The organism is Pseudomonas sp. LBUM1643 (assembly GCF_059716215.1).
In genome coordinates, this window is record NZ_CP166813.1 from 2,697,024 (window position 1) to 2,715,097 (window position 18,074).

Annotated in this window: 14 protein-coding genes and 6 pseudogenes; 18 read left to right on the forward strand and 2 right to left on the reverse strand. The window is 51.7% G+C overall.

Annotation, left to right across the window (positions count from 1 at the left end; all coding sequences use genetic code 11):
- Window positions 1–155: 155 nt before the first annotated feature.
- The 16 genes and pseudogenes from ACA063_RS12195 (at window position 156) to ACA063_RS12270 (ending at window position 16,223) form a co-directional block, all read left to right on the forward strand.
- Window positions 156–4,322 (forward strand): RHS repeat-associated core domain-containing protein, encoded by a 4,167-nt coding sequence (locus ACA063_RS12195; RefSeq protein ID WP_497666511.1) that lies wholly within the window; start codon window positions 156–158, stop codon window positions 4,320–4,322.
- 16 nt (window positions 4,323–4,338) lie between these two features.
- Window positions 4,339–4,671: a DUF7716 domain-containing protein gene (locus ACA063_RS12200; protein ID WP_194693674.1), complete on the forward strand. Its 333-nt coding sequence runs from the start codon at window positions 4,339–4,341 to the stop codon at window positions 4,669–4,671.
- A gap of 170 nt (window positions 4,672–4,841) precedes the next feature.
- Window positions 4,842–5,723: pseudogene (locus ACA063_RS12205) on the forward strand (AHH domain-containing protein); the annotation flags it as partial.
- Between the two features lie 10 nt (window positions 5,724–5,733).
- Entirely contained in the window at window positions 5,734–6,318 is a 585-nt protein-coding gene (locus tag ACA063_RS12210; protein WP_497666063.1) for an imm11 family protein, read from the forward strand.
- A gap of 88 nt (window positions 6,319–6,406) precedes the next feature.
- Complete coding sequence (locus tag ACA063_RS12215; RefSeq protein ID WP_497666064.1) at window positions 6,407–6,724, forward strand: hypothetical protein; 318 nt, start codon at window positions 6,407–6,409, stop codon at window positions 6,722–6,724.
- A gap of 112 nt (window positions 6,725–6,836) precedes the next feature.
- Window positions 6,837–8,744 (forward strand): annotated as a pseudogene (locus ACA063_RS12220) (RHS repeat-associated core domain-containing protein); the annotation flags it as partial.
- Window positions 8,745–8,774: 30 nt separating this feature from the next.
- Window positions 8,775–9,119, forward strand: a complete 345-nt coding sequence (locus tag ACA063_RS12225; RefSeq protein WP_497666512.1) for an HNH/ENDO VII family nuclease — start codon at window positions 8,775–8,777, stop codon at window positions 9,117–9,119.
- A gap of 10 nt (window positions 9,120–9,129) precedes the next feature.
- Complete coding sequence (locus ACA063_RS12230) at window positions 9,130–9,600, forward strand: SMI1/KNR4 family protein (RefSeq protein WP_497666065.1); 471 nt, start codon at window positions 9,130–9,132, stop codon at window positions 9,598–9,600.
- Between the two features lie 135 nt (window positions 9,601–9,735).
- Window positions 9,736–9,858 (forward strand): hypothetical protein, encoded by a 123-nt coding sequence (locus ACA063_RS12235; protein ID WP_497666066.1) that lies wholly within the window; start codon window positions 9,736–9,738, stop codon window positions 9,856–9,858.
- Window positions 9,846–11,378, forward strand: a pseudogene (locus tag ACA063_RS12240) (RHS repeat-associated core domain-containing protein); the annotation flags it as partial. The gene ACA063_RS12235 and the pseudogene ACA063_RS12240, both read left to right, overlap by 13 nt.
- A 362-nt stretch (window positions 11,379–11,740) precedes the next feature.
- Window positions 11,741–12,280 (forward strand): DUF8309 domain-containing protein, encoded by a 540-nt coding sequence (locus ACA063_RS12245; protein ID WP_497666067.1) that lies wholly within the window; start codon window positions 11,741–11,743, stop codon window positions 12,278–12,280.
- A gap of 21 nt (window positions 12,281–12,301) precedes the next feature.
- Window positions 12,302–12,610, forward strand: coding sequence for a hypothetical protein (locus tag ACA063_RS12250; RefSeq protein ID WP_497666068.1), 309 nt, complete (start codon window positions 12,302–12,304; stop codon window positions 12,608–12,610).
- Window positions 12,611–13,001: 391 nt separating this feature from the next.
- Window positions 13,002–13,291, forward strand: a pseudogene (locus ACA063_RS12255) (hypothetical protein); the annotation flags it as partial.
- A 54-nt stretch (window positions 13,292–13,345) separates the two neighbouring features.
- Entirely contained in the window at window positions 13,346–14,407 is a 1,062-nt protein-coding gene (locus ACA063_RS12260) for an ankyrin repeat domain-containing protein (RefSeq protein ID WP_497666069.1), read from the forward strand.
- A gap of 204 nt (window positions 14,408–14,611) precedes the next feature.
- Window positions 14,612–15,358, forward strand: a complete 747-nt coding sequence (locus ACA063_RS12265; protein WP_497666070.1) for a hypothetical protein — start codon at window positions 14,612–14,614, stop codon at window positions 15,356–15,358.
- Between the two features lie 178 nt (window positions 15,359–15,536).
- On the forward strand, window positions 15,537–16,223 hold the full coding sequence (locus ACA063_RS12270; protein WP_497666071.1) for a hypothetical protein: 687 nt from the start codon (window positions 15,537–15,539) through the stop codon (window positions 16,221–16,223).
- Window positions 16,224–16,253: 30 nt separating this feature from the next.
- Here the strand turns inward: ACA063_RS12270 and ACA063_RS12275 are convergent, their stop codons facing one another.
- Window positions 16,254–16,502 carry a hypothetical protein gene (locus ACA063_RS12275; RefSeq protein ID WP_497666608.1) on the reverse strand — a complete coding sequence of 83 codons (249 nt, stop codon included), beginning with the start codon at window positions 16,500–16,502 and terminating at the stop codon, window positions 16,254–16,256.
- An 18-nt stretch (window positions 16,503–16,520) separates the two neighbouring features.
- On the opposite strand from ACA063_RS12275, the pseudogene ACA063_RS12280 reads away from it, so the two are divergent.
- Window positions 16,521–16,964 (forward strand): annotated as a pseudogene (locus tag ACA063_RS12280) (RHS repeat domain-containing protein); the annotation flags it as partial.
- Here ACA063_RS12280 and ACA063_RS12285 read toward each other — a convergent pair.
- Window positions 16,962–17,351 (reverse strand): annotated as a pseudogene (locus ACA063_RS12285) (type IV secretion protein Rhs); the annotation flags it as partial. The pseudogenes ACA063_RS12280 and ACA063_RS12285 sit on opposite strands and share 3 nt — an antisense overlap.
- Before the next feature lie 272 nt (window positions 17,352–17,623).
- Between ACA063_RS12285 and ACA063_RS12290 the strand changes: the two are divergent.
- Window positions 17,624–18,064, forward strand: a complete 441-nt coding sequence (locus tag ACA063_RS12290; RefSeq protein WP_497666072.1) for a DUF6386 family protein — start codon at window positions 17,624–17,626, stop codon at window positions 18,062–18,064.
- Window positions 18,065–18,074 lie beyond the last annotated feature (10 nt).

Below are 18,074 nucleotides of genomic sequence, written 5' to 3' on the forward strand. Positions count from 1 at the left end.
AATAAAAAGTTCGCTGCGGGAGTGCCTGGAAATTTATAGTGATTATGAAAATCCCCTGCTTAAAAAATGGATTATGCACTAAAAGTTAGCGTCGTATATCGTGGCTAATCCTTGAGCATTAAAGGTTTTTCTGATGTCCAAGGTTTGGCGACGAAATAAGCCACACCAGTGCTCTGGGCGGGTTTCTGATTGGGGCCGCGCTCGGGATTGCATTGATTGCCACGGTCGCTATCGCGATGTTCACCTGTGGGTTTGGTGTGGCTCTTTTGGCGGGTCTGGCCGCAGGCGTCGGAGGTAGCCTGTTGACTTTCCTGGGGGAGAAAATAGGCAGTAGTTTTTCCTCGCCCTCCGGGACCATCGTCATTGCGTCGGACAACGTATTTGTTAACAGTCGCAAGGCTGCCCATGTCGAAAAAAGCATTGGCGCCTGCGACAAGCATCCAGGTCCGGTACAGGTCGCAGAGGGTTCGACCAACGTTTTCATCAATGGCACTGCAGCGGCCCGAAAGGGCGACAAGATCACCTACGGCGCAACGATCTCCAGCGGTTCGGATAACGTGCTCATCGGCGGCGGCACCCACCGCTACCTGCCGGTAGATGACGAGATTCCCGGCTGGCTGCGCACTACTGTCGATATTCTGATGGCGGTCGCCGGTGCGGCGGGCGGTATCGCTCAATTGATCAAGGCAGGGACACAGGCGGGCATGAAGGCCGTCATGCCCTGCGTGTTGAAATTCACCGCCGGGTTCGTCGCTGGTGAAGTGGCCAGCCGTTACGTCGTAGGACCGGCGATCGAGCGTGCAGTCGGCGGTCTGATCGGCAACCCTGTCGATGCCACCACCGGCCGCAAGGTCATCCCCGACGAAACCGATTTCAGCCTTCCGGGCCTGATGCCCATCGACTGGTCACGCTTCTACGCCAGTGACCTGACCGTCGACAGTGTGCTCGGCAAGGGTTGGGTGTTGCCTTGGGAACAAAGCCTGCGCCGCAGTGGCAGCTTCGTTTACCTGACCGACAATCAGGGGCGCACGGTGCCCTTCGTAGACGTCAAGCCGGGCGAACGCATCTACAATCCGCACGAACAGGTGTATCTGGTCTGCACCGAAGGCGGTCACTACCTGCTGCAAACCCTCGACAACATCTTCTTTTACTTCGGCGAAGTGCCGGACGACAACAACCCTGTCCCGCTACAACGCCTCGAAAATGCCCTCGGTCACTTCCTGCATTTCACCCGCACGGTCGACGGCACGCTGACCGACATCAGTGCCACCGGCGGCGTTCGTGTGCACTTGCATTACGACAACCCGCTGGGTCGCCTGACCGATGTCAAACGCGTTGTCGACAATCAGGCCGTCGAAACCCTGGTGCAGTATCGCTACGACGACAATGGCCAGCTTATCGAGGTGATCAATCGCAACAACGATTCGGTCCGCCGCTTCAGTTACGCCGAAGGCGTCATGGCCAGTCACAGCAATGCTTTGGGCCTTACCTGCAATTACCGCTGGGAAACCATCGCAGAGCAACCTCGAGTGGTGGAACACTGGACCAGCGATGGCGAGCATTTCCATTTCCGCTACGACATAGCTGCCCGCACCACGTGGATCACCGATGTACTCGGGCGCGAAGCTGAACTTCATTACAACAGCGAAAACCGCGTCACCTCGAGCCGCGACTTCGGTGGCGAACACTACGTTATAGAGATCGACGACACCGGCAACATGACCGGACTTACATTGCCCGATGGCAATACCGTCAAGCTCAAGTACGACGAGTACGCTCGGCTGGTCGAAGAAACCGATCCGCTCGGGCGCAAGATCAAATACCAGCACCACCACCTGACGACCCTGGTCACCCAGGTCGACTACCCCGACGGCAGTACCTGGAAAGCCCGCTACGACGCCAAGGGCAACCTCATCGCCGAAGTCGATGCGCTGGGCAACAAGACCGAATACCTCAACAGCGACGACGGCCTGCCGCACACCATCATCGACGCCACGCAAAAATCCAAATACCTGTGGTGGAACACCCTGGCCCAGGTCGAACGCTTCCAGGATTGCTCGGGCAAAAACACCCGGTACCGTTTCGACGAACGTCATCACCTCGTCGCCGTCACCGATGCCCTGAACCAGACCACCACCCTGGAACGCAAACCCGACGGCGAAGTGCTGCGCATCCAGCACCCCGACGGCAGCGCCGAGTCCTTCACCTACAACGCCCTCGGCCAAGTGCTGACGCACACCGACGGCAAAGGCCAGACCACGCGCTTGCTACGTACCGCCCGAGGTCTGCCAAGCAGCCGCCAGGACGCCAAAGGCCAGCGCATCCGCTACGAATACGACCAGGCCATTCGCCTGACCGCGCTGGTCAACGAAAACAACGCGGCGTACCAGTTTGCCTACGACGCGTCCGATCGCCTGATCGAAGAAAAACGCATCGACAACCTGACCCGCCAGTTCAGCTATAACCCCGGCGGGCACCTGACCCGGGTCAACGAAATCGGCTACGGGGAACGCGCCGAACGCCCACAACGTCAGACCGAATTCGAACGCGATTCCATCGGCCGCCTGCTGGCCAAACTCAATGCCGATGCCCGCCAGGATTACACCTACGACGACGCCGATCGCTTGCTGTCCATCGAGCGTCTGCCTACCGTCAATGGCAAGAAACTCGGCATTTCTGAAGAAAAGCTCGAATTCTCCTACGACTTGCTAGGTCGCTTAATTAAAGAGACCACCCCACATGGCGCGCTGTCCTACGACTACGATCCGCTGAGTAACCTGACCACGCTGACCCTGCCCACCGGTCAACACCTGAACCACCTGTACTACGGCAGCGGCCACCTGCACCAACTCAACCTCGACGGCCAGCTCATCAGCGACATGGAGCGCGATGACCTGCACCGCGAGGTGTTACGCACTCAGGGCACGCTCACCAGTTGTTTTGGCTATGACGCGATGGGCCGCAAGGCTTGGCAATTCGCCTCGACGTTGCCGGCGGAGAAACTGTCGCAGATTCTCAATCCCGGCATTCAACCCGAGCTGTTGGTGGAACACGCCTACAACCCGATTCACCGCCGTCACCAATACGATCCTGCCGGCGAACTCATCCGCACCCTCGACAAACTGCGCGGCGAGATCAAGTACGAGTACGAAGCCAACGGCCAGTTGCACAGCCGTGATACTGGCAAGCTGGTGGACAGTGAGGAGTTCCGCTACGACGCGGCGGCGAATCGCCTGAACTTCAACACCAGTCAGTTTGATCACGTGAAAGACAACCGGATCAAGCAGTGGCGGGATCAGGAGTACACCTACGATGCGTGGGGCAACCTGATTGAAAAACGCAGCGGGATGAGCCGGCTGCAGACGTTCAGTTACGACTGTGAGAATCGGTTGGTTAAAGCTGAGACGCTTGTGGGCGGCAAGCTGGAAAGTACCGGGGCCTATCGTTATGACAGCTTGGGGCGTCGTGTCGCCAAGGTGTCGGAGGTCAACGGGGTCACCGAGCAGAAGCATTTTCTGTGGCAGGGCTTGCGCATGTTGCGTGAGGAAACGCCGGGGCAGAGTAGCCTTTATGTGTATGAGCCGGGGACTTATGCGCCACTTGCTCGGGTGGACCAGGAAGAGGGTGGGGAGCAGGCGCTTTATTACTTCCACACTGACCAGATCGGTACGCCGCTGGAGATGACTGACCGGGAAGGGCAGATTGTCTGGCAGGCGACGTATAAGGCGTGGGGTGCGGTGGAGCGTCTGGACGTCAATGTAGTCGAGCAGAATCTGCGGTTTCAGGGTCAGTATTTCGATGATGAGACGGGGCTGCATTACAATACGTTTAGGTATTACGATCCGGAGGTAGGGCGGTTTATAACGCAGGATCCGATTGGGTTGTTCGGGGGAGACAATCTCTACAGATATGTAGAGAATCCTATTGGATGGATTGATGTTTTGGGTCTTGCAAGCTCAAATCCTGGGGTGTACGACGTATTTTTTGAAGCAAGATTACCTACACGTGAAATGTATAGGTTGTCGGATCCCGTGCACTTTAGTGAGTCGAATAGACAGCTTTACTATGCAATGAAAAATGATCCGACTCTAAGGTCTCACCTAGAGGGGAAATATCCCGGAATTGAATCCCACGTTTCTCCTACTACACGTGGAACCTTCCGAGGAAAAGCTTTCCCAGGAACTACATGGCACCATCATGGCCAAGTTGGAGGTCTCCTACAGCTAGTCGACATGAAGGATCATAAATCAAGACATACGGATTATCATGCTAAAGGTGTTGGTGGTCGAAAGGGTTGGGGCGGCGGAAGTTCATGCAGGTAAATAAGGGAGTTTAGTTATGATCAGATATAAAAATTTTGGCTCTCTCCTTGCTGAAGTTGACAATCTTGACAAGTTCGGGACGTTGTTTGCATGTAAAAGCGGCTGGGCTGAGGATCCTAGTAATACTGAAATATTATTATTGCTTGGCGATGATGAGCTTGAAGATTTAGATGAGCGTGGCAACCCGGTGTTGGCCAATAAATATGGTGCAAGCTATTTTTTTGATGTGGAGATATTTCAGAGTGTGATCGACTTGCAAAGAAAGAACAACTCAAAGTCAAACGTTAACGACTATATTCATGCAATAAACTATTACCTTGAAAATGATGATTTTTATGAGGTGACTTAAATACAGTTACACATGGAGGTGAAGGGCGGGGACAGCATTTCGACGTAAAGACGGCGCTGTATCACTACGGAACACCAAAAGGGTTCCTCAGCGGGGCCGCGTTGATACCACTGTCACGACGTTTAGCCTGGTTGAAAAAACGCAGTGGGATTAACCGACTGTAGACGTTCACGCGGCTGCTGCGCACCGCCCGAGGCCTGCCAAGCAGCCGACAGGACGCCAAAGGCCAGCGCATCTGCTACGAATACGACCAGGCCATTCGCCTGACCGCGCTGGTCAACGAAAACAACGCTGCGTACCAGTTCGCCTACGACGCGTCCGATTGTCTGATCGAAGAAAAACGCATCGACAACCTGACTCGCCAGTTCAGCTACAACCTCGGCGGGCACCTGACACGGGTCAACGAAATCGGCTACGGCGAACGCGCCGAACGACCACAACGACAGACCGAATTCGAACGCGATTCCATCGGCTGACTGCTGGCCAAACTCAATGCCGACGCCCGCCAGGCTTACACCTACGACGACACCGATCGCTTGCTCTCCATCGAGCGCCTGCCGACCGCCAACGGCAAGAAACTCGGCTTCAGCGAAGAAACGTTCGAATTCTCCTACGGCTTATCGCCTAGCCAGCAACTTGCAAGTGCTATGGCTAGAGCGGGAAACACGGTTCCTAGCGGATACGCAGCGCACCATTTGATTCCTACTAACGTGCTCAATAAATCTAATTTGATTCAAGAAGCGATTAAGAGGGGAATATATAATCCGAATGGCGCTAGCAACGGATCGGCACTGCCAACTACCTCAGCGGAATCTCTTTCGAGTGGTAAACCTCTTCACAGTGGTGGGCATTTAGGATCTTACTATGACGCGGCTCGTAATCGGATTTTAATGGCTGAACAAAAAATCGGTAGTCTCGCACAAGCATCTGATAGCCAAATTCTTAAAAAAATTGGTGCTGTAGAACGCAGTATGAAAATGAGCTTAAGCGCTGATACTTTGCGCTTACAGAATACGGACCCGAGACCTAAAGGTACTCGCTCGACTTGTTAGGGGGTGTGACATGCAATACTATATTCTTCGACATGAGGATTTATCTGGTGGATTTATTGACGGCGATGTGGAATTTTCCCCCGCGCTTCCAGATTACTATCAGATAGGTAAAAAAATACTTGTGCCTGAGACTAAGGTTAGCCTTGTTTTAGATAAGCGTGTAAAAAAAATAAAATCCGATTTTTTCATTACAACTTGTGGTGCATTTTTTGTTTCAGAACAGATGAAAAATGTGATGGAGGAGCATAGGTTTGCCTCTGATTTGTTCCCCGTGGATGCTAAGTATTTCAGTGGAAAAACTACGGAGAAAAGATATTTTTTAATTCATGCTAATAGCAAAGTGGCATGCTTTGATTATCTCAATTCTGAATACTCCGGAAAGTCTATGGTTTTAGGTAGGCTTGCCAATGGCGAGCTCTCAGATGATTATAAGGTTAGGGGTATAAAAAAACTTTGCGTCGAAGAACAGAAAGTTGCGGAGTTGGATTTTTTCTTTGTTGATAAAATTATATGGATTGATCCTTTGGTTTCTGAGGCGTTTGTGAATATTGCGAAAATAAATGGTCTTGGATTGAATGTCCAAAAAATTTGCTAAAAGGCTAGATGTTAGAGAGCCAGGCACTAGAAAGTTAATTGAATTGCAAGATATATCTACAGTGATTCGTGCGAAGTAGGAGGCTTTAATGAATGATTTAGATTTCACGTTGTGCAGTATACCCATGCTTGCATCTAGAAATAAAAGCACGGCGTATCAAGAGCAAGTATTTCTGCGGTATACGGTGTTAATGCATTTTCTCAAATCGCACAGCTTGATTGATTTAGAGCCATTTGATGGTCGTGGCAATCTGAAGATGGACTTGATTTTGAAAAAATCCGATACCACCGCTCAGGGCCTTGAATTGTTCAAAAAAGTGATACCAGCTTGGCATACCTATGTAGATAAAGGTGGTGATGTAAATAATACGGACAAACTTGAAAAAGCCATTTTAAAATTGTCGTAATGAAGCCTCTTTGTAAATAACAGTGTGCAAGTTGTTAAGTTTCAATTGGCCCTGTAATTAATTTTAAGTCTCGTAAATTCTATTGCTGCTATTAAGTAAAGCATTTTAGATCCAGGATTGCTCGGGCAAAAACACCCGGTACCGTTTCGACGAACGTCATCACCTCGTCGCCGTCACCGATGCCCTGAACCAGACCACCACTCTGGAACGCAAACCCGACGGCGAAGTGCTGCGCATCCAGCACCCGGACGGCAGCGCCGAGTCCTTCACCTACAACGCCCTCGGCCAAGTGCTGACGCACACCGACGGCAAAGGCCAGACCACGCGCTTGCTACGTACCGCCCGAGGTCTGCCAAGCAGCCGCCAGGACGCCAAAGGCCAGCGCATCCGCTACGAATACGACCAGGCCATTCGCCTGACCGCGCTGGTCAACGAAAACAACGCGGCGTACCAGTTTGCCTACGACGCGTCCGATCGGCTGATCGAAGAAAAACGCATCGACAACCTGACCCGCCAGTTCAGCTACAACCTCGGCGGGCATCTGACGCGGGTCAACGAAATCGGCTACGGCGAACGCGGCGAACGTCCGCAGCGCAGTACCGAATTCGAACGCGATTCCATCGGCCGACTGCTGGCTAAACTCAATGCCGATGCCCGCCAGGATTATGCCTACGACGACGCCGATCGCTTGCTCTCCATCGCGCGCCTGCCTACCGCCAACGGCAAGAAACTCGGCATTTCTGAAGAAAAGCTCGAATTTTCCTACGACTTACTAGGTCGCTTAATTAAAGAGACCACTCCACATGGCGCGCTGTCCTACGACTACGACCCACTGAGTAACCTGACCACCCTGACTTTGCCCACCGGCCAGCACCTGAACCACCTGTACTACGGCAGCGGCCACCTGCACCAACTCAACCTCGACGGCCAGCTCATCAGCGACATGGAGCGCGATGACCTGCACCGCGAGGTGTTACGCACTCAGGGCACGCTCACCAGTTGTTTTGGCTATGACGCGATGGGCCGCAAGGCTTGGCAATTCGCCTCGACGTTGCCGGCAGAGAAACTTTCGCAAATCCACAATCCGGGTATTCAACCCGAGCTGTTGGTGGAGCACGCCTACAACCCGATCCATCGCCGTCATCAATACGATCCTGCCGGCGAACTCATCCGCACCCTCGACAAACTGCGCGGCGAGATCAAGTACGAGTACGAAGCCAACGGTCAACTGCATAGCCGTGATACCGGCAAGCTGGTGGACAGTGAAGAGTTCCGATACGACGCGGCGGCAAACCGGCTGAACTTCAATACCAGTCAGTTTGATCACGTCAAAGACAACCGGATCAAGCAGTGGCGGGATCAGGAATATACCTACGATGCGTGGGGCAACCTGATTGAAAAGCGTAGTGGCATGAGCCGGCTGCAGACGTTCAGCTATGACTGCGAGAATCGGTTGGTTAAGGCTGAGACCTTGGTCGGCGGCAAGCTGGAAAGTACCGGGGCTTATCGTTATGACAGCTTGGGACGTCGTGTCGCCAAGGTGTCGGAGGTCAACGGGGTCACCGAGCAGAAGCATTTTCTGTGGCAGGGTTTGCGCATGTTGCGCGAGGAGACGCCGGGGCAGAGCAGCCTTTATGTGTATGAGCCGGGGAGTTATGCGCCACTTGCTCGGGTGGACCAGGAAGAGGGTGGGGAGCAGACGCTTTATTACTTCCATACCGACCAGATTGGTACGCCGCTGGAGATGACTGACCGGGAAGGGCGGATTGTCTGGCAGGCGACGTACAAGGCTTGGGGTGCCCTCGAAACGCTGACGGTGAATGAGGTAGAGCAGAACCTGAGGTTTCAGGGGCAGTATTTTGATGACGAGACGGGGCTGCATTACAATACTTTTCGGTATTACGATCCGGAGGTGGGGCGGTTTATTACGCAGGATCCGATTGGGTTGGCAGGTGGATTCAACCTTTATCGATATGCTCCAAACGCGAATAGCTGGGCCGATCCATTAGGCTGGAGTTGCTGGGCGGCTAAAACTGTTGCAGGTCGAAAGGTGTATCAACGCAAAGATATATTTGACCCTAACTACGTTGATGATTTGGGAAGGACGAATGTTCAAAGGATGAGAAAGGGTGATGCACCGATAGGGAAGGATGGTGCTGAGGTTAATCTCCACCACCTAACCCAAGATGAGCCCGGGTCAATGGCCGAGATACTTAGTAGCTTTCACTCAAAAAATGATCGTGTGCTGCACATGTACTCTAATCAATGGGATAAAAGTTGGGTTGGGTCAGATGGCGTCAGACGGCTTTATAATAGCGCGCCACAAAGTATGAATCGCGGTCCTTTCAATACCTGGAAAAAGGGTTATTGGAAACTTAGATCACTGGATTTCTGAAGGTGGATATATGAATTATATTGATGCAATTGAAGCAGAAATTTATGCCTCTGGCGACGATCCTGCGTGTGCGGGTGCGGCGAGCGATGCCCTGATTGCTGAATTTGAAGCGGCGCTGGGAGTAAAGTTTCCTATGTCATACAAGTTGTTTCTTAAAAAGTTCGGTGCCATGTCATTCGCCGGGGATACTTATTATGGAATAACTAAAAGTGGCGTATTTGCTACAGCTGTCCCTAGCGTTTTGTTTGCTACAAAAACTGCGAGAGATAACGGAGATGCGGATGAAGCGATGATTGTAGTCAAGTCTACAGGCTACGGCCCTATTTATTCTATTGATACCTCTAGTTGCGACGCGGATGGCGAAGCAGCAGTAGTTATTACTGAGCTTTCCTTTAAACGAAGTGGGGAGAAAGTTAAGGTTGCTAACAGTTTTGAAGAGTTTTTTTGTGAGTCAGTTAGAAAGTCGATAGATGAGCTGTGATTCCCATAAGACATCATTTGAATGCCGAGTATCTTTCAGTGTAGTAGGCTTCGCGGGTCAAAAATATTCGATTTTTCGTAGATAAATTTTGCGGGAATTACCGCCCAACTGACCAAGGCGGGGACCCAGGCCGGTATGAAAGCGGTCATGCACTGCGTGCTGAAATTCACCGCCGGTTTCGTCGCCGGGGAAGTCGCCAGTCGGTACGTCGTAGGGCCGGCCATCGAGCGCGCAGTGGGCGGATGGTCGGCAACCTGACTCGCCAGTTCAGCTACAACCTCGGCGGGCACCTGACACGGGTCGACGAAATCGGCTACGGCGAACGCGCCGAACGACCACAACGACAGACCGAATTCGAACGCGATTCCATCGGTCGACTGCTGGCCAAACTCAACGCCGACGCGCGCCAGGACTACACCTACGACGACGCAGACCGCTTGCTGTCCATTGAGCGCCTGCCGACCGCTAACGGCAAGAAACTCGGGGTCAGCGAAGAAACACTGGAATTCTCCTACGACCTGCTGGGCCGTCTCATCAAAGAGACCACACCCCAAGGCGCGCTGTCCTACGACTAGTCCTACGACTACGATCCGCTGAGCAACCTGACCACGCTGACCCTGCCCACCGGCCAGCACCTGAACCACCTGTACTACGGCAGCGGCCACCTGCACCAACTCAACCTCGACGGCCAGCTCATCAGCGACATGGAGCGCGATGACCTGCACCGCGAGGTGTTACGCACCCAAGGCAAACTCACCAGTTGTTTCGGCTACGACGCCATGGGCCGCAAAGCCTGGCAATTCGCCTCGACGTTGCCGGCGGAGAAACTGTCGCAGATTCTCAATCCAGGTATTCAACCCGAGCTGCTGGTGGAGCACGCCTACAACCCGATTCACCGCCGTCACCAATACGATCCTGCCGGCGAACTCATTCGCACCCTCGACAAACTGCGCGGCGAGATCAAGTACGAGTACGAAGCCAACGGCCAGTTGCACAGCCGTGACACCGGCAAGTTGGTGGACAGTGAAGAGTTCCGATACGACGCGGCGGCGAACCGGCTGAACTTCAACACCAGTCAGTTTGATCACGTAAAGGACAATCGGATCAAGCAGTGGCGGGATCAGGAATATGCCTACGATGCCTGGGGCAACCTGATTGAAAAGCGTAGTGGGATGAGCCGGCTGCAGACGTTCAGCTATGACTGCGAGAATCGGTTGGTTAAGGCTGAGACCTTGGTCGGCGGTAAGCTGGAAAGTACCGGGGCTTATCGTTATGACAGCTTGGGACGTCGTGTCGCCAAGGTGTCGGAGATTAATGGGGTCACTGAACAGAAGCATTTTCTGTGGCAGGGCTTGCGCATGTTGCGTGAGGAAACGCCGGGGCAGAGTAGCCTGTATGTGTATGAGCCGGGGAGTTATGCGCCACTTGCTCGGGTGGACCAGGAAGAGGGTGGGGAGCAGACGCTTTACTACTTCCATACCGACCAGATTGGTACGCCGCTGGAGATGACTGACCAAGAGGGGCAGATTGTCTGGCAGGCGACGTACAAGGCGTGGGGTGCGGTGGAGCGTCTGGACGTCAACATAGTCGAGCAGAATCTGCGGTCTCAGGGGCAGTATTTCGATGATGAGACGGGGCTGCACTACAATACTTTTCGGTATTACGATCCGGGTGTGGGGCGGTTTATAACGCAGGATCCTATAAGTATTCTCGGTGGCGCCAACCTGTACCAATATGCCGTAAATCCTTTGGGATGGCTCGATCCGCTAGGGTGGGCTGGTAATCCTGCCAATGCTACCCACATTACCTACGAGGGGATAAAAAATGGTAAGCCTTACATCGGATATGCGAGCAAACCAGGTTTAGGACACGCGGCTCAAGATGTATTGGAATATAGATATTCTAGTACTGCTCATTTCGATGTTGCTCCGGAGGCTATATTTGTTGGTGATGGGCAAGCCGGTAAAGACACCGCACGAGGCCTCGAGCAGCGGATATTTGAGGAGCGAGGTGGTCTGGACGGTACATCGAACAAGCAAAATCCTGTAGGTAAAAATAACCCAAACAGAAATCGATATCTCACGGCTGCTGATAGTCATCAGGCGAGCGGTACCAGAACTAGCGGAGCAAAAGGGGTGGCATGTTGAGAAACTTGAAGTGGGAAGAAGGGGCAGTGCTAAGTATTCAGGTTGAAGAGGGGTTATTTACTCTGGCACAAATGAGAGTTAATCACCTCCTAGAAGTCTTCGATGTGTTTAGGTCAGATGAGGATTGGACTGGTGTTGATTTAAATTCATCTGAGATATTATTTTGTATATTTGTGTCTACGAAGAATATCAAAGGGATATTTTCAAGTCGAGTTGGTGACGCCGTAGTGCCAAATAGCCGTCCAGTTAAGAAGCGTATGTTATCTGCCATTTTTGGTGCGGCAGGGAGTATGGGAGCAAACCTTATTGATCTTTCTGAGGGGTATTCTAATATTGGCGCTGACCTCATTAAGGCGTCACTGACGCTTGAGAACGATTTAGACATAATTTATAACCATGAATTGTGCGGCATGGTCGGAAATCCTGAGAAAATATTAAAAAGGCTAAAGGTCTACCATGAAACTGGTGTGAACTGGGATGAGTCTAAGGTTTTTCTATTTCCTGATATTAAACCTCCGCAACCGTCCCGTTGACCATTCTCAAGGAGTTTTCCCGTGGATGCTACAGAAACAGCGGTTTTATATCAGCAGCTCGATTTTCTGGATGGGGATGAGGAGTTTTTGGATAAAGTCAGACCGGTAATGTTTGAGTTGGTGCTAAATCTAGAAGCTTTGCCATACTCAAGCTTCGGTAAAGGCGCGCTTCCCATGTTTAAACGTTGCATAGTCAGGCTAAATTCTTTCGAGGAAGACATTGAAACAGTGGAGCGGGAGTCATTGCTGGATGTTATTTATCGATTGGGAGAATTGGTAGGTTTAACTAGAGCTAGTGAGTTTGCTGAGGCATGGCGCGGTGATTGGTAGTAGGGTGGGTTGTGCATTTTCGATTAGATAGCTTGCTTCATGTTTATAGTTTTCCGAATTTTTTCTAAGCTCTTTTAAAATGTGTAAAGCAGGTGGTTGCCGACCTTGTCTCAGCCACCTGTTATCCCTGCTTTCATTGCGGCCTTTGCATGCGTTGGTAGAGTTAATTGGCATGGCTTTATAGCAATCATCTTCCGCAACATACAACAATATTTCGTTCAACTTCGCCGAAGTACTAACGACAACATCAACGTCCCGCTACAACGCCTCGAAAATGCGCTCGGTCACTTCCTGCATTTCACCCGCACGGTCGACGGCACGCTGACCGACATCAGCGCCACCGGCGGCATTCGTGTGCACCTGCATTACGACAACCCGCTGGGTCGCCTGACAGTGGCGGGATCAGGAATATACCTACGATGCTTGGGGCAACCTGATTGAAAAGCGCAGCGGGATGAGCCGGCTGCAGACGTTCAGTTACGACTGTGAAAATCGGTTGGTTAAGGCTGAGACGTTGGTGGGCGGCAAGCTGGAAAGTACCGGGGCTTATCGTTATGACAGCTTGGGACGTCGTGTTGCCAAGGTGTCGCAGGTCAACGGGGTCACGGAGCAGAAGCATTTTCTGTGGCTGGGCTGCAGACGTTGCTGGACGAGCCTTCGGGGAAGAGTAGCGTGTACGTGTAACCTAGTGGTTCTATGATGAAAAACCTCTTTATCAGGATGATGACTGCCTCTATGAGTAAGCGTAAAAGAAAGACACTTCCAAAGGATTTCGATCAACTGCTGGAGCACGCTCCGTTTGCCGACTTGATCGCAGTGTTCGATGTGTGCGAGCTCGAAGCCACTGGTGGTTACAGCAAAAGCACCGCGCTTGGTTTTTATAATTGCCCGGATGATCTGGTCCGGTGGCTGGTGGAGCAGGGCGCAGACGTTGATGCCCGTGACCAGTATCAGCGAACGGCCTTGCACCATCGTAGTTCGAGCGGGAAAGGAGGTGTCGATCTGCTGCTGGATCTAGGGGCCGAGATCGAGGCTCAGGATTATCAGGGCGACACACCGCTGCATGCGGCGATCAAGAGTCACAAGGCTGATGCACTCGCTGCCCTGATCCGCCGAGGCGCCAATACAACAGCTAGAAGTCGGCAGGGATACAGCCAGTTACACCTCACACTGCTCACGACGTCCAACGCCGACATTGAGGCCACTGCGAAAGTCACTCAGATCTTGTTAGAGGCAGGCTCGCAAGTCGATGACGCTATGCGCTCGGAGGTGCAGCGTATCGGCCGTGAATTCGAATTTCACCGGGCCGGCTTCAACCCTGATTACCTAGTGGCAACCGATGCAGCCCTTGCCACTCTCTATCGCCTTTTAAATGTCACTCCAGTTGCCGCGCGCAATACCCATGACGGTCAGGCTGCGATAGTCGTGACAGAGACTGACTGGCCTGCCCAGCATCAGCAATTGTGGGAACTGCTGGTCCCATCTTCTGGAGCAGCAACGACGGCGCAAGGTGAAGTCATCCGCATCAGTGGTCGTATCTCGATAGAGATCAACGATAACGGCTCGGCCAACTGGGACGCCGATTTCAAAAAAATGCTAAATGCGCTTGTAGGGCATATGGGCAGTGCCGTTCCCTTAAGTGACCTTGATCTGGCCGAAGCCCGCACGCTCGCTGCTGCAATGAAAAACGGTACCGATGCTGCCGAGCACAGCGATCGCCTCCGTGAACTGGCAGTATGCTGGGTCATTGCTAACCCGCTGCCAATGCCGTTGAGTACGCCTTCTTATAGACGATAAACATAGGCGCGATCCTTTCTTCGTTGCGGCGCTGCCCTGATGGTAGAGCGTTGAAATACGGCTCGTCCAAGCAGTTTACGATCCTCTATTGCATCTCCTCGACCGATGGAGGTTCCTCGAATGAGATCGAAGTGCCGGTAACTTAACGGCCCGGCAATCCCCTTCATGATCCGGAGGTGGGGTGGTAGATTGTGGGTTTAAATTATGAGTGATGTAGGGCTTATGGATATTAAGAGTTTTCTTGAAGATAAGTATGGTGATGTGGTAGCTAAAAGTTATGATATGTTTTTCTTTCAGCTAGAAACCAAAACATATGTAATTAACTATTGGTTAAGAGCGCGAGGAGATAATTCTAAATTGCTAGTTATCTCTCAAGACTTTATCGATGATGCATTGGCGGAAATTATTGTTGACTCAGTTCCTGTCCTGTCCTTAATGGATAAACCGGCGATATTCTCGATCGCCGCTGGTGAACACTCTTCTAGTTTGTTTACCCATATAATTGTTTTTCCACAAAATCACCATGGGGCTATGAAAGATGCAGGTATGGATCTTGATGATCTCTATTGGTGTGTTCCCATTTTCCGTTGTGAGTTTTCTGGCGAGGAAAGCGTCGAAGAGTTTATGAGTATGCGTGTAGATTTTGTGCCTGTTCTCGATTGGAAACGCACGATCCGTCCTAAAGTTAGCGTCTATTTTGACAATCCTAAAACTGGCGCAGGCGCCGACGAAGCTCGTGTCCTGGTCAAATATTCAACTCTGCTTCAAGAGGTTGACAATCTTGAAGGTGTTTCTAACGGCTTTATTGAGTTGGAAAACTATAAGGGAGAGGTTGTAGAGATTTTATCTCCTGCAAAAAGCGAATTTATTCTTATCCTGAACAGGGAGGAGGAGACTGCTATGTCCAAAGATGTATTAAAAGCCCATTTGGACGAGTTTGTGATGAGTTGAGCATATATGCGATGCTGGTGACTTGACGTCGCTGGTTTGCACACTGCTTCGGTGACCCAAACAGCTGGTAGCGAAAATTTAAAATTTCGTTGGGCTGTAGCGTGCGAAAACAAAGTTGTGCAGTAATCTTATTCCAAATTACCGATTTTTTGACTGATTATCAGTGGGTGCGTGTTAGATGAAAAATATTGATGACCTAAAGAAAAAAATCGGTGCAGAACTTGAAGGCTACACTATATACTTTTCTCCTGAAAGCGTTCCTGCAAATATTGACTTTCCTGTTGCTTGGGGAAACTTTGGCTTTGTTGATGGTAAAAATTCTCGTATTCCCGCTACGTGGGATCTCTTTGTAAATCACCTGCCGTGGGTGACCGCTTGGCTAGATACGTGTGTTTTAGGAACCTTTTTGGCTGTTAGTGATAAGCCTTATTTGCTGTATGTTTATCGTGAGGATGATGAGCTTAGTTTTTATATCGGCGGTGTACCGATTAAAGATGATGGCGAGTGGAGTGGAAAGCTTGCCTGTTTGAGTGACGACTTGAAGCGTTTTTATTGCACTTTACATGATGGCTTTGGATTTTATATCGGTTGCACTATGGGGCCGTCGCGCGCAGAAGACTTTGTGTGCATAGAGGATCTGTGCGATGAGGTTATACCAACCTTGCCTAGCTTAGTTGGCTTTTTTTCAAGCGGTGCTGGTGACTATTTAGCTGTTGAACTGAAATCCTCGGCTGATGAAGGTTATATTTGGTGGCATGAAAAACCAGAGTCTCCAGATAAAAATGTAAATGTTTGGGCTGTTATGGATACTTGGATGTCTATTTTTCTCGAGAACTCTGACTCTAACGAAATTATGTACGTTTAGTTTATTCACTGTGCTGCTTTTATCGACGGGCTAGTTGGTGGTGACGTGAACTGTGGTTTTTAACCAAGTATGGTGCTGATGAAATATTAGACTTCGTACGACGAAAACAACGCGGCCAATCAGTTTGTCTACGACGCCTCCGACCGTCTGGTCGAAGAAAAACGCCGACAACTGACTCGCCAGTTCAGCTACAACCTGGGCGGGCATCTGACGCGAGTCAACGAAGTCGGCTACGGCGAACGTACCGAACGCCCACAACGTCAGAACGAATTCGAACAAGGTGCCATCGGCCGACTTCTGGCCAAACTCAACGCCGACGCCCGTCAGGATTACACCTACGACGACGCCGATAGCTTGCTGTCCATCGCGCGCCTGCCTACTGCCAATGGCAAGAAGCTCGGCGGCAACGAAGAAACACTCGAATTCTCCTACGACTTGCTGGGCCGCCTGATCAAAGAGACCACATCCCAAGGCGTTCTGTCCTACGACTACGACCCACTGAGTAACCTGACCACCCTGACTTTGCCCACCGGCCAGCATCTGAACCACCTGTACTACGGCAGTGGCCACCTGCACCAACTCAACCTCGACGGCCAGCTCATCAGCGACATGGAGCGCGATGACCTGCACCGCGAGGTGCTGCGCACCCAAGGCAAACTCACCAGTTGTTTCGGCTGCGACGCCATGGGCCGCAAAGCCCGGCAATTCGCCTCAGCCCTGTCGGCGGAAACGCTCTCGCAGCGGTGCGTAGCTGCCCGGCTCGTAGAGGTGCAGACTGCTTCGCCCCAGCGCTTCCTCGTGCAACATCCGCAAGCCTTGCCACAGGAAATGCTTCGTTGACCACTTACACCTTGGCCACCCGTCGTCCCAGGCTGTCGTAGCGATAGGCACCGCTGCTTCCCAGCTTGCCATTCACCAACGTCTCGGCTTTGACCAGCCTATTCTCGCCGTCATTGCTGAGCGTCTACAGCCTGCGTCGCGGTCGTTCAACTGACCATTGGCTTCGTAGTCGTACGTGATCTCGCCGCGCAATTTGTCGAGGGTGCGGGTCAGTTCACCGGCGGGGTCGTACTGGTGACGGCGGTGGATCGAGTTGCAGGCGAGCTCCACCAGCAGTTGCGGCTGAATGCCGGATTTTGGTTTCAGGGGCAGTATTTCGACGACGAGACAGGGCTGCACTACAATACGTTTCGGTATTACGATCCGGGGGAAGGGGGGCAGTTTATTACGCAGGATCCGATACAGTTTGAGGGCATAATCATTACAGCCATGCTTCAAACGCGACTGCTTGGATGGGGCCGTGAAACGGTAGGGGGGAGATGTATATAGCACCAGAAAGTTGAAAAAGCCTTGGCTAAAATTTCGTAATGACAATGCTCCTCACAAGGTAAAACAGGCTAATGGAAGTTATTTCAATAAATACTGGCACTGCTACTGTCGCGGTATTTGATCTTGCGGCAATAAGACACAGGGTTTCAGATTCGCCGGACTGGTGGAGTATTGTAAAAGATGAAATTCAAGAAATAAATGACGGAAATATAGCTTTTTTGGGGATGGGGCAGGACGGTAGTTATAGAATAGCTATTGTCGACGACTTAGTTCGGGGCTTTGGAGCGTTGTATCTTGGCTTCCCTTCGGGACAGGTGTTTGTTGGCGCAGGAGAAGATACTACTGGCGGCGATCTGGAGCCTGACGGAACTGACGCTATTCAAGGGGCCGTATTGAATTTCAAACCGGGGAGCTATTTGATGAAATATAAAAAAACAGGAAGTGTTTTAGAATTGGCTTTCTCTCCGTCAGAAAAACGAAGTAATCAGTTTGAAGATTCGATAAGGCTGTGAAGTGAGTGGG

Bases quoted from the DNA above. Each gene is read 5' to 3' on its own strand.
- ACA063_RS12230 (WP_497666065.1), top strand. From the start codon at position 9,130: ATGAATTATATTGATGCAATTGAAGCAGAAATTTATGCCTCTGGCGAC.
- ACA063_RS12290 (WP_497666072.1), top strand. From the start codon at position 17,624: ATGGAAGTTATTTCAATAAATACTGGCACTGCTACTGTCGCGGTATTT.
- ACA063_RS12245 (WP_497666067.1), top strand. From the start codon at position 11,741: ATGTTGAGAAACTTGAAGTGGGAAGAAGGGGCAGTGCTAAGTATTCAG.
- ACA063_RS12235 (WP_497666066.1), top strand. From the start codon at position 9,736: ATGAAAGCGGTCATGCACTGCGTGCTGAAATTCACCGCCGGTTTCGTC.
- ACA063_RS12270 (WP_497666071.1), top strand. From the start codon at position 15,537: ATGAAAAATATTGATGACCTAAAGAAAAAAATCGGTGCAGAACTTGAA.
- ACA063_RS12215 (WP_497666064.1), top strand. From the start codon at position 6,407: ATGAATGATTTAGATTTCACGTTGTGCAGTATACCCATGCTTGCATCT.
- ACA063_RS12260 (WP_497666069.1), top strand. From the start codon at position 13,346: ATGAGTAAGCGTAAAAGAAAGACACTTCCAAAGGATTTCGATCAACTG.
- ACA063_RS12210 (WP_497666063.1), top strand. From the start codon at position 5,734: ATGCAATACTATATTCTTCGACATGAGGATTTATCTGGTGGATTTATT.
- ACA063_RS12200 (WP_194693674.1), top strand. From the start codon at position 4,339: ATGATCAGATATAAAAATTTTGGCTCTCTCCTTGCTGAAGTTGACAAT.
- ACA063_RS12265 (WP_497666070.1), top strand. From the start codon at position 14,612: ATGAGTGATGTAGGGCTTATGGATATTAAGAGTTTTCTTGAAGATAAG.